General features: G+C 58.4%; 13 protein-coding genes. 7 read left to right on the top strand and 6 right to left on the bottom strand.

Annotation, left to right across the window (positions count from 1 at the left end):
- Positions 1-243 precede the first annotated feature (243 nt).
- Genes CKQ53_RS05500 through CKQ53_RS05490 form a run of 3 tightly spaced genes read left to right on the top strand, consistent with a single transcriptional unit; the run spans position 244 to position 2,262 of the window.
- Positions 244-687, top strand: a complete 444-nt coding sequence (locus CKQ53_RS05500) for a PTS sugar transporter subunit IIA (RefSeq protein ID WP_085650679.1) — start codon at positions 244-246, stop codon at positions 685-687.
- Between the two features lie 13 nt (positions 688-700).
- A complete protein-coding gene (locus CKQ53_RS05495) occupies positions 701-967 on the top strand; it encodes a PTS sugar transporter subunit IIB (protein WP_085650678.1) in 267 nt (88 codons plus the stop codon).
- A 32-nt stretch (positions 968-999) separates the two neighbouring features.
- Positions 1,000-2,262, top strand: a complete 1,263-nt coding sequence (locus CKQ53_RS05490) for a PTS ascorbate transporter subunit IIC (RefSeq protein WP_085650677.1) — start codon at positions 1,000-1,002, stop codon at positions 2,260-2,262.
- A 280-nt stretch (positions 2,263-2,542) separates the two neighbouring features.
- Here the strand turns inward: CKQ53_RS05490 and CKQ53_RS05485 are convergent, their stop codons facing one another.
- The 4 genes from CKQ53_RS05485 to CKQ53_RS05470 all read right to left on the bottom strand — a co-directional run bounded on the left by CKQ53_RS05485 (position 2,543) and on the right by CKQ53_RS05470 (position 6,739).
- Positions 2,543-3,043 carry a DUF1543 domain-containing protein gene (locus CKQ53_RS05485; RefSeq protein WP_118895287.1) on the bottom strand — a complete coding sequence of 167 codons (501 nt, stop codon included), beginning with the start codon at positions 3,041-3,043 and terminating at the stop codon, positions 2,543-2,545.
- Positions 3,044-3,254: 211 nt separating this feature from the next.
- Positions 3,255-4,607 carry a glutathione-disulfide reductase gene (gene gorA, locus CKQ53_RS05480; protein WP_094117923.1) on the bottom strand — a complete coding sequence of 451 codons (1,353 nt, stop codon included), beginning with the start codon at positions 4,605-4,607 and terminating at the stop codon, positions 3,255-3,257.
- Positions 4,608-4,772: 165 nt separating this feature from the next.
- On the bottom strand, positions 4,773-5,567 hold the full coding sequence (locus tag CKQ53_RS05475; protein WP_094117924.1) for a nucleotidyltransferase domain-containing protein: 795 nt from the start codon (positions 5,565-5,567) through the stop codon (positions 4,773-4,775).
- A 35-nt stretch (positions 5,568-5,602) separates the two neighbouring features.
- Positions 5,603-6,739 carry a slipin family protein gene (locus CKQ53_RS05470; RefSeq protein WP_094117925.1) on the bottom strand — a complete coding sequence of 379 codons (1,137 nt, stop codon included), beginning with the start codon at positions 6,737-6,739 and terminating at the stop codon, positions 5,603-5,605.
- 500 nt (positions 6,740-7,239) lie between these two features.
- Between CKQ53_RS05470 and rtcR the strand changes: the two genes are divergently transcribed.
- Together rtcR and rnz are read left to right on the top strand one after the other, a co-directional pair.
- Positions 7,240-8,823 carry an RNA repair transcriptional activator RtcR gene (rtcR, locus tag CKQ53_RS05465; RefSeq protein WP_094117926.1) on the top strand — a complete coding sequence of 528 codons (1,584 nt, stop codon included), beginning with the start codon at positions 7,240-7,242 and terminating at the stop codon, positions 8,821-8,823.
- Positions 8,824-8,842: 19 nt separating this feature from the next.
- Entirely contained in the window at positions 8,843-9,757 is a 915-nt protein-coding gene (gene rnz, locus CKQ53_RS05460; protein ID WP_085650673.1) for a ribonuclease Z, read from the top strand.
- A gap of 45 nt (positions 9,758-9,802) precedes the next feature.
- Here the strand turns inward: rnz and CKQ53_RS05455 are convergent, their stop codons facing one another.
- Together CKQ53_RS05455 and CKQ53_RS05450 are read right to left on the bottom strand one after the other, a co-directional pair.
- Positions 9,803-10,645, bottom strand: coding sequence for a 23S rRNA (adenine(2030)-N(6))-methyltransferase RlmJ (locus CKQ53_RS05455; protein WP_085650672.1), 843 nt, complete (start codon positions 10,643-10,645; stop codon positions 9,803-9,805).
- A 245-nt stretch (positions 10,646-10,890) separates the two neighbouring features.
- Positions 10,891-12,336, bottom strand: a complete 1,446-nt coding sequence (locus CKQ53_RS05450) for a glycoside hydrolase family 32 protein (RefSeq protein ID WP_094117959.1) — start codon at positions 12,334-12,336, stop codon at positions 10,891-10,893.
- Positions 12,337-12,929: 593 nt separating this feature from the next.
- Here CKQ53_RS05450 and prlC point away from each other — a divergent pair.
- Complete coding sequence (gene prlC / locus CKQ53_RS05440; protein WP_085650670.1) at positions 12,930-14,972, top strand: oligopeptidase A; 2,043 nt, start codon at positions 12,930-12,932, stop codon at positions 14,970-14,972.
- A complete protein-coding gene (rsmJ, locus tag CKQ53_RS05435; protein ID WP_094117928.1) occupies positions 14,969-15,718 on the top strand; it encodes a 16S rRNA (guanine(1516)-N(2))-methyltransferase RsmJ in 750 nt (249 codons plus the stop codon). Before prlC ends, rsmJ begins: the two co-directional genes overlap by 4 nt.
- The last annotated feature ends 3 nt before the right edge of the window (positions 15,719-15,721 follow it).

Below are 15,721 nucleotides of genomic sequence, written 5' to 3'. Positions count from 1 at the left end.
TCGTCCCGATGCGCCACCGCCTGAGACGGTCAACCGCCGTCCCATCCGAACCGGCGGCTTATGGTAACACTGCCACAGGCGCGACAACCGGCCAGTCATCCACATTCGTCGTCGGCGTCTCACTCCGCACATTATTCGCCGCTGGCGGGAAATGTTAGCGCTAACTTTGCGAAACCTATCACAGAAAGACGGTCGATATTTCACCTACATTGAGGCACACCTTCCCGGAGTAACGAGGTCAACATGCTCGCAACGTGGCTGATGCCCAAAACCATCCAACTGGTGGACCGTGTTTCCCACTGGCAGGAAGCCCTCACGCTGGCGGCGAAACCGTTGCTGGCTGACGGCGCGATCACTCAAGACTATCTGGAGGCGATTATCAGCACCCATCAGTCGATGGGGCCGTACTACGTGATTGCGCCCGGACTGGCGCTGCCCCACGCCCGCCCCGAGCAGGGTGCCCATCAAAATGGGTTGTCGCTGCTGTGCATCCGCGAAGGGGTGAATTTTGAGTCGGAGGAAAACGACCCGGTGACGGTCGTGATTATGCTGTGCGCCTTATCTGGAGACGAACACATCAGGATGATTACCGAGCTGGCGGCGCTGTTCAGCGACGAAGAAAGTCTGCAACAGCTGCTGACCGCCTCTTCCCTTCCCGCCATTCAGGCGGTTATTGAAAACTATTGAGACGAGGCTTGTGATGAAAAAGATCCTTATTGTGTGCGGCAACGGACTCGGCAGCAGCTTTATTGTCGAAATGAACGTCAAAAAACTCGTGGCGGAAATGGGTAAGGAAGCAGAAGTGAGCCATACCGATCTGACCTCCGCCAAGTCGGAACACCCGGATATCATTCTGGGCGCCAAAGATATCGTGGAACAGATACAGGGCTCCGACGCCCAGATATTCGGCCTGACCAACCTGCTGGATAACAACAAGATCAGAGAGATTCTGGCTGCCAACCTGTAACGGCGCGCTCAGTCGCGCTAACGGAGTCGCTTATGTTGCAGTTTATTATGAAGGATGTGCTGGGTACGCCCGCCATTCTGGTTGGGCTGTTTTCCCTGTTGGGGCTGGTGCTGCAGAAGAAACCGTTCTCCGAAGTGGTTTCCGGCACGCTGAAAACCATCATGGGATTTTTGATTCTGATCGCCGGGGCCAATGTCATCTCCTCCACGCTGACGGTGTTCAGTCAGCTGTTCACGCACTCCTTTAATATGCACGGCGTCGTGCCCAACAACGACGTTGTTGCGGCGCTGGCGCAGGCGAATTTCGGCACAGAAACCGCCATGATCATGGTCTTCGGCATGATTGTGAACATTATTCTGGCGCGGATTACGCCGCTGAAATATATCTTCCTGACCGGCCACCACACGCTGTATATGGCGGCGATGCTGGCGGTGATTCTGTCCACCGGCGGTATGCGCGGCGTCAGCCTGATCGCGACGGGCGCTCTTATTCTCGGCGCGCTGATGGTCATCAGCCCCGCCATCCTGCAACCCTTTACCCGTAAGATCACCCAATCGGATGATTTGGCTATCGGCCACTTCGGCTCCGCCGGTTATCTGCTGGCGGCACTGGTGGGTAAGGTGGTTGGAAAAGGCAGCCCGTCTACGGAAGAGCTGAAAGTCCCGAAAACGCTGAACTTCCTGCGCGACTCTTCGGTCGCGATTTCGCTGACCATGATGATTCTGTTCATCGTGTTGGCGCTGTTCGCAGGCAAGGAGTACACCGAAAGTCAGGTGAGCGGCGGACAAAATTACCTGATTTTCGCCATCATTCAGTCCATCACCTTCGCCGCCGGGGTCTACGTCATTCTGGCCGGGGTACGGATGGTGATTGCGGAAATCGTGCCCGCGTTCAAAGGCATTGCGGACAAACTGGTGAAAGACGCCAAGCCTGCGCTGGACTGTCCGACCGTGTTCCCATTCGCCCCTAATGCCGTGATTATCGGCTTCCTGTGTAGCTTCCTGGCGGGCCTGATCAGCATGTTCCTTTGCCCACTGTTCGGCCTGAGCGTGATCGTTCCCGGACTGGTCCCGCACTTCTTCTGCGGCGCGACCGCGGGGATTTACGGCAACATCACCGGCGGACGCCGCGGCGCGGTGATCGGCTCCTTCGTACAAGGTTTGCTGATCTCCTTCCTGCCGGCAATTTTGCTGCCGCTGATGGGGTCGTTAGGACTGGCGGCCACCACGTTCGGCGACGCTGACTTCGGCATCGTGGGGATTATTCTCGGCAATGTGGTTGCGCTGTTCCACTAAACGTATGGCTGGCGATGCGGACCATTTCAGTCCGTATCGCCCCTACTATCAACAGAGAAGATGCGCATCATCGCCATCCAGCCTCTCTGTTCTGCCACCGCGTTAACCCGCTGATTAAATTTATCATTCAGCCAATAACGGTCACGCTTTTCGCCAACTCACCACACTATTTCAACTTCAACGTTGCCCCGCCTTGGGTTCATACCGCAGGCAGAGTGGCAGACCTTCAACGATAAAAAAAACCTTGGCAGGCCGTTCAAGCCCGGCCGTTTGTCCGTGTTTAAATCGGCAGATACCCCTGCCAGAGCGGAGCGGCGGGTGCGCCATTTGGATTCGGCGTCAGGTGAATATGCCATCCGTTCAGCTGTTGCAGCAGCAGGCAGTCGTCCACATCGCGCAGGTCGTCTTTGTGCTGTTTGAAGGTGTCGCGCAGCAGGACTTTCTTAGCCTGCGTCTTCGCTTCATCCGCCGTCGGTGCGACAAACAGGCCGAACTGATGCAGCTCCGCAGGCTCGCCCGGCAGGTAGCCGCCGATATTGACGAACCAGAGGCGCTGTGTGGATGCCGCGGGCGTTTCGCTTAGCGTGATGTCATGGCCATCGGCCCACTGAATCGGGGTATAGCTATCGACGTGGATCTGTTTTTTGTCACCGAACCAGATTTCTTTGAGGAGGGGAAAGGCCTCTTCCGGTTGGTCCACCGCGGCGAACTGCACATCGTGTAACTCGATATTAGCGCCCGGCGCACTACCGCCGACGTAGAAAAGAAAAAGCGTAGGCATGAAGATTCTGACTCCCTGAAAATCAAGAAAAATGAGTCGCATTGCAGCTTTCGTTCACCCCTCGCAACGAAGCGACTGACTCTCTGCGCGAGAGAGGTGAAGCGCTGAACCACGCGACCGCTAGACCTTTGGCGCACCCCACCGCGGCGGTACAGACGAGGCGAGACACGCCCCGTCCGCTTGCCGAATAATGACGCGCGGCATCGTTGGATTAACGCATCGTGACGAACTCTTCCGCCCCGGTCGGGTGGATGGCGACGGTGTTGTCGAAGTCCTGCTTGGTGGCCCCCATTTTCACCGCGACGGCGAAGCCCTGCAGCATTTCATCCACGCCAAAACCGATACCGTGAACGCCCACCACTTTCTCTTCCGGGCCGACGCACACCAGTTTCATGCGGCACGGCTGACGGTGCTGCGTGACGGCGGTATACATGGCGGTAAAGGAGGATTTGTAGACTTTAACTTCCTCATCACCGTACTTCTCGCGCGCCTGCGGCTCGGTCAGCCCGACGGTGCCGATAGGGGGATGGCTGAACACCACAGTAGGAATGTTGCTGTAGTCCAGATGCTCGTTCGGCTTGTTGTTGAACAGGCGTTCTGACAGGCGACGCCCTGCCGCGACCGCCACCGGCGTCAGCTCGACCGCGCCCGTGTTGTCGCCCACGGCGTAGATACCGTCAACGTTGGTGTTCTGGAATTTATCAACCTTCACATAACCGCGATCGTCCAACGCGACGCCCGCCGCCTCAAGGTTGAGGTTATCGGTGGCGGGTTGACGGCCAATCGCCCAAACCAGGCAATCCACTGTCTGCGTTTTGCCGTCTTCCAATTGCAGCGTCAGGCTGCCGTCGGCGTTTTTCACTACCGCTTTAGGCGTCGACTCGGTGTGCAGCGACGGCCCTTCCGCCTGCATCACTTCCACCAGCGTTTCCACAATCAGCGGATCGAACTGGCGCAGCGGCGCATGTTTACGCACGAACAGGTGGGTCTCCGCGCCCAGCGCGTTCAACACGCCCGCGATTTCTACGGCGATGTAACCCGCGCCCACCACGGCGACACGCTTCGGCAGCGCATCCAGCTCAAAGAAACCGTCGGAGTTAATGCCATATTCCGCACCGGGGACATCCGGCAGCGTCGGACGACCGCCGGTCGCGATCAGGATGTGGTCAGCGGTGATTTTCTCGCCGTTGACTTCCACCGTGTGGGCGTCCACGAACCGGGCGAAACCGCGAATCACCTCAACCTGATTCTTACCCAGCACGTTATCGTAGGAGTGATGGATACGATCGATGTAGGCACTGCGGTTTTTCACCAGTGTGTCCCAATTGAATCCGTTAACCGTGACGTCAAAACCATAGTCGGGGCCGTAGTTGTGAATCGCCTCGGCGATCTGCGCCGCATGCCACATCACCTTCTTCGGCACGCAGCCGACGTTCACACAGGTCCCGCCCAGATATTTGGCTTCAATCAACGCGCATTTCTTGCCGTACATGGCCGCACGGTTAATGGAGGCAATGCCGCCGCTGCCGCCGCCAATAGCGAGATAGTCATAATGTTTAGTCATTGGGAGATCCAGGTTGTGTGAATAAAAAGTTATATAGAGTGTAACGCCAGAGATCTTGTTCCGGCAAAGATCGCTGCGTGATTGTAGTCAGAAACGCAAAGCGCCTTGCGGCAATTTTGAAATCAATGAAATAGGCGAGGCCGCCTTACGGGGCCTCGCGCAATGTTAAACGCCGGTCAGCACGGTTTCGAACAGCAGGCGATCCAACGCGGCATCGATGCGTTTGTCCTTTGCCGGTGGTGAGATGTCTATCGCGGTTTCCAGCGACTGCGCGATAAACGCGTGGATATGCGGTTGCCGCGCCACCACATCGGTCTCTATCGCGCTGCATTTCATTTTCAGCAGCGCCCGAACCTCTTCCAGTAGCGCAGCGTCCGTCACCATCGCGTTCAGCAACACCTCGAACTGCATGGGAGGACCCCCCTTACCCTCGGCAATCCACTGCACCGCCAGCAGCGAGCGTAGTACGTAAAAATACTTTTTCAGCCGCACGCGCTCATCCTGCAAATAGGTACGGAAGTTTTTACGCGCAACGGAGAGGTAATGATGACTCGCCTTGAGCGCGGAGAAACAGCCGGGGATTAACTGACGCAGCCGGTCCGTCGCGACATCATCCTGCCGGTAGACCACCGGTGAATCCAGCCATTCGATAATCGTGGGGTTGCCCCGGTTCAATAGCGCCAACGCCTTTCTCAGTTCCCAACCGCACACGTCCAACTCCGCCGTCAGCGGACGCTCGATCACGTCACGCTGCGGTTCAACCCGCAGATACCACTCCGGCGGATGAACGTAGATGAATCGGACATCATAATCACTGTCCGGCGAGGCGAATCCCCAGCCGCGGCTGCCGGACTCGCAGGCGTACAGAATGCGGACATCAAACTCCTTTTCCACTTCGTCCAGCGCCGCTTTGATCTGCTGTTTCATTTTTTCGCTAACGCCCTGAGATGCCCGTGTCATATTCCTCTCCTCCTTTTTTGAGACGTCGCCGCGCGCTATGCGACTTTCAAGTTCACCAATCCGTTCAACACCTGATCCAATCCGCCGAACACGGAAATCTTATCGACGCGTTCCGCCACGCGTTCCAACGTTTCCAGCTCTTTCAAACGCAGGGCGACCGGGTTGTTCTCCATCACTTTGGCGGTATTCAGCAGGGAACGCGTCGCCGACGTTTCTTCCCGGCGTCGTATCACGTTGGCCTGCGCCGCCTTTTCGGCTTCCACCACCTGAGACAAAATGGTTTTCATATCGCCCGGCAGCACAATGTCCTTCACCCCCAGAGAAACGACGTCGATGCCATAACCCGCCATTTTTTCTCGGACCTGGGCATTCACCCGTTCATCGATGGTGTGCTTGTTTTCCAGCAGTTCATCCAGCGTGCGGGTTCCCACCGCTTCACGCAGCGCGAATTGAAGCTCGCGGTACAGCGAATCCACCGGTTTCGTTAACTGGCTGAACGCCGTCAAAATGTCGCTGTAGCGCCAGTTAGCCACCAGATTCAGCCGAAGATTGACCTTATCCCGCGTCAAAATTTCCTGCCCGCTCACCTCCAGCGCCTGCTGACGGGTGTCGACCAGTTCCACCTCTACGCTGTGATTAAACCGCCAGTACCCGCTGACGCCCGGCGGCAACAGTTCCTGCGCCGCGCCATCCACTTTCAGGAGGCCGAGATGCCAGGCCGGAACCTGCGCCAGCAAGACGCCGGCATAGCCGATGACGTGTCGCTGACGCAGCGTCGGCTGCAACAGGGCGGACACCAGCGCATCCGGCACCCGAATGTCGTCGGTTTTCACCTGTTCGACGCGCTGATGCTCGTCTTTACGCCAGTAAAGTCGGCGCGTGGCGGGCGGCAGAATTTCCTGCAACACATCATGATCGTAGCGAAGCCCGATCGCCTCTTCCGGCAAGACCACATCCAAACAAAACTGCTTTACCCACTCCGGATGGTACTGGCGCAGATAGTCGTCCAAAGGCGCCAGCACTTCAGCCCCATCCAAAGAAACTATGTCGATTTTCTGCCGATTAAACCAACGGGGAATGCGGTGTCGACCCGCTTCCAATACCCGCAGGTAATCGCCGTCTTGGCTCACTAAACCCAACTGACCTTTACGAATGGTGAAAGACTTAAACATGACTTTTTTCTCCTGATGGTCCCTCCGACACACGTAGAGACGGACGTCGGGGCGAAACCGCAGGGGGAAGGCTCACAGATTCCTGATGGAACGGATTAGCCTTCTGCCTGCCGCCCGGCGCGTCGGTCGGTCTCCCGTGAGGCCACCGTCAACTTCCCGGAGGCGGGAGGGTTATTTTTCATTATCAATATCGAGGTGCGATATTCGGGATTCGAACCCGACTTAACCAATTATCGAGTGTTCGACGCTTGACGGAACATCCACAGGAAAGCGGCGAGAAGCCGCTCCCGGAATGCCGGCGTGGTGCTGAACCACCGCAAAACCAACGTGTCGACGGGATAGGTATTGCGAGACTCGTGCCAACAGGAAAGAAATAGCAAAATAAAAATCTTAATAGATTGATATTATTCATTTTTTATTTTATTTAGCTAACATCGTGCTATTCGGGCCAACACGAATGAATTATCCTTATCGATAAGTTTTTATAAATTAGGATAAACATGAAGCGCAGAGTGGTGATTGGCACGCTAGGCAGCGTCCTTGATAAGCGCGGCAAACGGGCCAACCGCTGGAATAAATGGCGACCGACCGTCGCACTGTGCCAGCAGCCGGAGATGCCGGTGGATCGTCTGGAGTTACTGTACCAGTCGCGCAATATTGGTCTGGCGGAACAGGTTCAGGCAGACATCGCCGAGCTGTCGCCCGGCACCGAGGTGCGCCTGCATGCCGTCGATTTGCAGGATGCCTGGGATTTCGAAGAGGTCTATACCGCCTACCTCGACTTCGCCACCCGCTATTCGTTCGACACGGAGAACGAAGAGTATCTGGTCCATATCACCACCGGCACCCACGTCGCGCAGATCTGTTGGTTTCTGCTGACGGAGGCGCGCTATCTGCCTGCCAGCCTGTTGCAGACCAGTCCGGTCTCCCGCCGGGAAGGCCCTCCTTCCCCTGCGGGCCTCTATTCGATAATCGATTTGGATCTCAGCCGCTACGCGAGGCTGACGAGCCGCTTTCAACGAGAGCAACAGGCATCGGCCTCGTTTTTGAAAGCGGGCATTGCGACGCGCAACACGGCATACAATGCCTTGATCGACCAAATCGAGCGTGTCGCGCTGCGTTCTTCCGCGCCGTTGTTGCTCACCGGTCCGACCGGCGCGGGAAAATCCTTTCTGGCGCGACGCATCTTCGAATTAAAAGCCGCTCGTCATCAGGTTGACGGGCGCTTTATCGCCGTCAACTGCGCGACGCTGCGAGGAGATAATGCGATGTCGACGTTGTTCGGACACGCCCGGGGCGCTTTTACCGGCGCGCAGCAGGCGCGTACCGGACTGTTGAGGGAAGCGGACGGCGGCATCCTGTTTCTGGATGAAATTGGCGAATTGGGGCTGGATGAACAGGCCATGCTGCTGAAAGCGATTGAAGAGAAAACCTTTTTTCCCTTCGGTTCGGATAAGGAAGTCAGCAGTGATTTTCAACTGATCGCGGGGACGCATCGCGATATGCCGCGCTGGGTCGCGGCAGGTCATTTCCGGGACGATCTCTACGCGCGCATTAATATGTGGACCTTTGCTCTTCCCGGACTGGCGGAGCGGCGTGAAGATATCGAGCCCAATATCGACTTTGAGCTACAGCGCTTTGCCGAAACGCAACAGCTGCAAGTCCGCTTTGATCGCGAAGCGCGCCAGCAGTTTCTGATATTCGCCAGCTCGCCGCAGGCTCCGTGGCGCGGGAATTTCAGAGAATTAAGCGCCAGCGTCGTCAGAATGGCGACATTGGCGGATAATGGCCGCATTACCCCCGCGTTGGTCGACGAAGAGATTTTACGCCTCCAGCGGCAGTGGGCGCCCAGCGACGCTGAGCAAGCGCCTCTGCCGGAGCGCGTCGGCGACTGCGATCTGTTTGACCGTTTCCAGTTAGAAAGCGTGCTGAACGTGTGCCGTCAGGCCAGCAGCCTGTCGGAAGCGGGCCGCCAGCTTTTCGCCGTCTCACGCCAGCAGAAAAAACAGCCGAACGACGCGGACCGGCTGCGCAAGTATCTGGCGCGGTTCAATTTATGCTGGGATGACGTCAAGCACCGTTAATTGATCGGAGAGTTTCACCATGGAACTGATATTTTTAGGCACCAGCGCGGGTGTCCCGACGAAAGCCCGCAATGTGGCTAGCCTGGCGCTGGATCTGCAAGGCCCGCGCCCTGCCTTTTGGCTGTTCGACTGCGGTGAAGGCACGCAGCATCAGATACTGCATACGCGTTTAAGCGCCAGCAAGATCGAGAAAATTTTCATCACGCATCTGCATGGCGACCATCTGTTTGGTCTGCCCGGTCTGCTATGTTCTCGCTCCATGGCCGGTTGTCAGGCGCCGCTGACGCTCTACGGCCCCGCCGGACTGAAAACGTTTATCGACAATGCGCTGAGCCTGAGCGGCTCTTATCTCACCTATCCGATGGAGGTGGTCGAAGTCACCTCCGGACCGGTTTGCGAAGACGAGCACCGCGTCGTGACGGCCTATCCCATGTCGCACACGCTGACCTGCTTCGGCTATCGCATCGAAGAGCGGCCCAAACCCGGCGCGCTGGACGTGGCGCGGCTGACCAAAGAGGGCGTTCGCCCCGGTTCATGGTTTCAGCCATTGAAGCGCGGCGAATCCGTCACGCTGGAAGATGGGCGGACCTTAAACGGTGCCGATTACCTCGGGCCGCCCACGCCGGGCCGATCGCTCGCGATATTCGGCGATACCCGTCCGTCGGAAGCGGGACGCCTGCTGGCCGCGGGCGTGGATGTGATGGTGCACGAAGCGACGGTAGAGGCCAATATGGCCGATCGCGCCAGCGAGCGCGGTCATTCCACGACGGAACAGGCGGCGACATTGGCTCTGGAAGCGGGGGCGGGACGTTTGATTATCACCCATATCAGCGCACGATATGGTCAGGAAGACAGCAAGCGGCTGCTGGCGGAGTGCCGGGCCATTTTCCCGGCCACGGACATGGCTACCGATCTGGCCACCTTCAGGGTGTAGCGCGCTCCCAGTGCCCTGCGGCGCAGGGCATGGGCGCTGCCGCATTTACTCCGGCACGACCCATTCAACGCGCGTATGCCCGGTGCCTTCCGGCACCAGTACCTGATGCAGCCACGGCAGCACGCTTTTCATCTGGGCTTCCAGCTTCCACGGCGGGTTAATGACGATCATGCCCGAGGCAGTCATGCCGTGGCGGTCGCTGTCCGGCAATACGGCCAACTCAATCTGCAAAATTCGGCGGATGCCGGTCGCTTCCAGATCTTTCAGCATCCGTTTAATCTGCTGACGCAACACGACCGGATACCACAGCGCATAGACGCCTGTCGCGAAGCGGCGGTAACCTTCGTGAATCCCCTTCACCACCGCCTGATAATCGCTCTTCATTTCGTAAGGCGGGTCGATCAGTACCAGTCCGCGGCGGGACGGCGGCGGCAACTGGGCTTTCAACTGCTGATAGCCATCTTCACGCACTACGCGGGCGCGGTTATCACGCTGAAACTCCTGACGCAGCAACGGATAGTCGCTCGGGTGCAGTTCGCTCAGGTTCAGTCGGTCGTGATCGCGCATCAGATGGCGGGCGATCAGCGGAGAACCCGGGTAGTAGCGCAGCTGGCCCTGCGGGTTGTAGTTACGCACCACCTGCATGTAGGCATCCAGCTCGGCAGGCACGTCGTCCCGCTGCCAGATGCGGGCAATCCCCGCCTGATATTCGGCAGTGCGCTCGGCGTGTTCGCTTTGCAACTTGTAGCGACCCGCCCCGGCGTGCGTATCGAGGTACAGGAAGGGTTTGTCTTTCTCCGCCAACGCGCTGAGGATCAGGCTTTGAACGGTATGCTTGAGCACGTCGGCATGGTTGCCGGCGTGGAAACTGTGGCGGTAGCTGAGCATGGGTAATGATTATCCAGTGATTAAGTCGTGAGTGGGGCAGACGCGCCGTCTTTTACCCCACCCTCGCCGCAGAGCGGCAAAAACATCGGGGTGCAGCGGGGGAGTATAAAACAGATTGGCCCTTTTCTGGTCATTGGTTGAGATCTTCGGCACAGAAATCCCGCAGGGAACCTGAAAAACAGGCTCCCTTTCCAGACGGAGAACGAGCCGCAGCGCGGTCCTGAGGCCGTATGACCTTTATGCGGCTACTCCATAAGCAGAGACCAGCGGTCTCCCCCAATGAGATGCGCGCGGCCATGATCGGCGAACAGCCGCAACGCCCGCCGATCCGGCTGCGGATAAATACGCGAGCTCAGGCAGCGCTCCCCTTCCCCGACAAACACTTCGATCGAGGAGCGGTCGATAAATATCCGCAGCGATAGCACCGATTGCGCCGGTAACGGCGCGCTGCGATAGCCGCTCAGGCCATCGTCAGGGTAATGACGCTCCAGCACCAGACGTTCGGACTGCGTGTCCACAAACAGGCGCATGCCCTCCCCGAGCATCAGACCGAAACGTTCGGCGGTGCTGTCGGTCAGATCCCAGCGCAATATCAGCTCCAGCGCATCGCCATTTTCCGTCAGCGGCAGCGATTGCGAGTCGATCCATTGCGGTTCAATCACCTGTCCGTCGCGCCGCAGCGACTCGACTTCCCGCACCGGCCGCACCCGCAGCTGCCCGTCTTCGAGGCTCAGCTCACGGGGCAGCGTCATGCAGCCAGCCCAGCCATCTTGCTGCGAAGGCATCGGCGATTCCCACATATCCATCCACCCCAGGATGATACGGCGACCATCCGCCGCCAGGAACGACTGCGGCGCATAGAAGTCATGACCGAGATCCACCTCTGCGAACGGCTGGGTGATCTCGAAGTCGGCCCCCGGCCGCCAGTGGCCGCGCAGACAGCCGCTTTGGAATAAATTGCGATAGAGGTAGCCGTTTGGCGATACGCCCTGCGGCGAGAACATCAGCAGCCACTCATCACCCAGCGGGAAGAAGTCCGGACACTCCCACATGTAACCCAAATCGCCATCGCTCTCCGCCAGCACGCGGTCGAAAGTCCACTCCCGCAGGCTCTCGCCGCGATAGAGCAGTACCTGTCCCTGATCCCGTTCATTGCGGGCGCCCACCACCATCCACCAGACGCCCTCCTCGCGCCACACCTTGGGATCGCGAAAATGCATGATGCCGGGAGGCGGCAGGAGGATGGCGCCCTGTTTTTCGAAATGCAGGCCATCGTGGCTGATGGCGAGGCACTGCACCTGCCGTAATTTCTCGCCCTCTTCGGGAGAGGAAGGCAGGACGACATGGCCGGTATAAATCAAGCTCAGAACGCCGTCATCATCCACCGCGCAACCGGAAAAGCAGCCGTCCCGATCCGGCTCGTTCTCACCGCCGGGAAAAAGCGCGATGGGTTGATGCTCCCAGTGGATCATGTCCTCGCTGGCGGCATGTCCCCAGTGCATCGGTCCCCATTTCGGTTCATAGGGATAATGCTGATAGAACGCGTGATAGCGGCCCTGATGGTAGATCAGCCCATTGGGATCGTTCATCCATCCCGCCGGTGGAGCCAGATGGAAGGTCGGATAGAAGGTGTGATTAACGTTAGCGTATTCCGGCTGCGCCTCGCTGGCGCGCTCGAGGGGATGATTCATCATTGTTCTCACTCTGTCTGACGTGCATGACGGCCTGTGAGGACGGCGAGATTGTATCGAACACGATATTCCGGCAGGCCTGAATCATCGCATTCCGTTCCCGTCGTCAGGCCGATATCGGCAACCCGGCACGGCGCGCACCCTGTGGACGCGGAGCCGGTGAAAAAGGGGCGGCGCTTGTCATTAAGCGTGGCAGATAAACCCGTTTTTCAACAGGAAAAAATAAAATTAGACATTAAAATCAAAATGATAAAAAGGAATATTCTGAGCATCCCGGGCAGACTTTGGCGCTACATCTCCACCTTATTTCGTTATATCATCAAGTCAAAAACGCGATATTCAGCGGACTGATCGAGATCATGTTTTAGGCGCCCCTGACAGGGTTGAGATGCCTTTATCGCCCGACCTTTAACCATTCTGCACGAATCTTCCCCACTGTTTCCTTACGCCGGGTGCGGGTACTACACCATTCTTGCCCAAACATTGATTTTCATGGCCTGAGACCCCATCTTAGAAAGTAATCTGCAAGTTATGTCAGCCTTGTCGGCCACCGGGACAAGGGATCGATCATCATTACTATTCAGGACCGTGCCATGACAAATCCATTACTTACCCCGTTTACCCTGCCCCCGTTTTCCCAGATCAAGACCGACGATATCGTTCCTGCGATTAAGAGCGCGTTGGATGACTGTCGCAAAGCGGTGGAGCACGTTGTGGCGCAACCGGGTCCGTTTACCTGGGAAAACCTTTGTCAGCCGCTGGCGGAAAGCGACGATCGGCTGGAGCGTATCTTCTCCCCTATCGGCCACCTGAACGCGGTGCAGAATAGCGCTGAACTGCGCGGCGCCTACGAGCAGTGCCTGCCGCTGCTGTCCGAGTACGGCACCTGGGTTGGGCAGCATCCCGGCCTGTATCGCGCCTACCGTAACCTGCGCGACGGCGAACATTTCGCCTCCCTGGACACGGCGCAGAAAAAAGCCGTGGAAAATGCGCTGATCGGCTTCGAACTGTCCGGTATAGCCCTGCCCGCTGAGGAGCAGAAACGCTACGGCGAGATCTCCTCACGCCTTTCCGAACTGAGCTCGATCTACAGCAACAACGTGCTGGACGCCACGATGGGCTGGTCCAAGCTGATCACAGACGTCAATGAGCTGGCCGGTCTGCCGGAAAGCGCATTGGCGGCCGCCAAAGCGCAGGCCGAAGCGAAAGAACAAGACGGCTGGCTGCTGACGCTCGACATGCCGAGCTACCTGCCGGTCATGACTTACTGCTCGAACGCGGCGTTGCGCGAAGAGATGTACCGCGCATACGCCACCCGCGCCTCCGATCAGGGGCCGAACGCCGGTCAGTGGGACAACACCGAGGTAATGGCCGAGAAAATGGCGCTGCGTCATGAACAGGCTCAGCTGCTCGGCTATCCCAGCTATGCCGATAAATCGCTGGTCACCAAAATGGCGGAAAACCCGCAGCAGGTGCTGGACTTCCTGACCGATCTGGCCAAACGCGCACGTCCGCAGGCCGAGCAAGAACTGGCTGAACTGCGCGCCTTCGCCAAGCAGCATTACGGCGTGGACGAGCTGAATCCATGGGATGTCGGCTACTACAGCGAACAACAGAAACAGCATCTCTACTCCATCAGCGACGAGCAACTGCGCCCCTACTTCCCGGAAGAGCGCGTGCTGAACGGCCTGTTTGAAGTCGTCAATCGGATCTACGGCATCACGGCGAAAGAGCGCAAAGACGTCGATGTCTGGCACCCTGAAGTGCGTTTCTTCGATCTGTTCGATGAAAGCGGCGAGCTGCGCGGCAGCTTCTACCTTGATCTGTACGCACGCGAAAACAAACGCGGCGGCGCGTGGATGAACGACTGCGTGGGCCGTATGCGCCTCGCTAACGGCGAGCTGCAAAAACCGGTCGCCTATCTGACCTGTAACTTCAACCGTCCGGTCAACGGCAAACCGGCGCTGTTCACGCATGATGAAGTGACGACGCTGTTCCACGAATTCGGTCACGGCCTGCACCATATGCTGACGCTGGTGGAAGCCGCGGGCGTCACCGGCATCAGCGGTGTTCCGTGGGATGCCGTCGAGCTGCCAAGTCAGTTTATGGAAAACTGGTGCTGGGAGCCGGAGGCGCTGGCGTTTATCTCCGGTCACTATGAAACGGGCGAACCGCTGCCGAAGGAAATGCTGGATAAAATGCTGGCGGCCAAGAACTATCAGGCGGCGTTGTTCATCCTGCGTCAGCTGGAGTTCGGTCTGTTCGACTTCCGTCTGCATACCGAATATGACCCGGCGAAAGGCGCTCAGATTCTGCCGACGCTGGCTGACGTCAAAGCTCAGGTCGCCGTCATGCCCAGCCCGAGCTGGAACCGTTTCCCGCACGCCTTCAGCCATGTCTTCGCCGGCGGCTACGCGGCGGGCTACTACAGCTACCTGTGGGCGGACGTGCTGGCGGCCGACGCCTTCTCCCGGTTCGAAGAAGAGGGCATTTTCAACCGCACGACCGGCCAGTCATTCCTCGACAACATCCTGTCTCGCGGCGGTTCCGAAGAGCCAATGGAGCTATTCAAACGCTTCCGCGGCCGTGAACCGAAGTTGGACGCCATGCTGAAACATTACGGCATCAAGGGATGAAGATAGGCCTGATGACCGAAGAGGGCGCCGATAAAGGCGCCCTCGACGCTCTGGCCGCGCGCTGGGGATTGATAGAAGATAACGACCAGCCCTTCGCGCTGGTATTGACGCCCGAGCGGCTCGAGCTGCGCAAGCAGGATGAGCCGAAGCTGGGCGCCATCTGCGTGGATTTCGTCGGTGGTACGCTGGCGCACCGACGCCGTTTCGGCGGCGGTCGCGGCGAGGCGGTCGCCCGCGCCGTCGGCATCAAGAAAGGCTATCTGCCTGACGTGGTGGATGCCACTGCGGGGCTGGGGCGTGACGCTTTCGTGCTGGCGTCGCTCGGCTGTCGGGTGCGCATGGTGGAGCGGCATCCGGTTGTTGCGGCGCTGTTGGACGATGGTCTGCAACGAGGTTATCAGGATGCGGAAATCGGCGGTTGGTTGAGAGAGCGTCTGACGCTGCTGCATGCCTCCAGCGCCGAGGCGTTGAAAGATATCGAACCACCGCCGGACGTCGTCTATCTCGACCCCATGTTTCCTCACCGGCAGAAAAGCGCGCTGGTGAAAAAGGAGATGCGGGTCTTCCAGACACTGGTCGGCGCCGACGACGATGCTGACGCGCTATTGGCCCCGGCTCGCTCGCTGGCGAAAAAGCGCATCGTGGTCAAACGACCTGACTATGCGCCGCCGCTCGCGGGCGTTCCCGCCCAGTCCATGCTGGAAACGAAGAGCCACCGCTTTGACTTTTATCTACCGCTAGCCTGAGCG

The sequence above is a fragment of the Lonsdalea britannica genome (genome assembly GCF_003515985.1).
GTDB lineage: Bacteria > Pseudomonadota > Gammaproteobacteria > Enterobacterales > Enterobacteriaceae > Lonsdalea > Lonsdalea britannica.
Note: the sequence above shows the minus strand (reverse complement) of the source record. Positions and strands in the feature narration are given on the sequence as shown.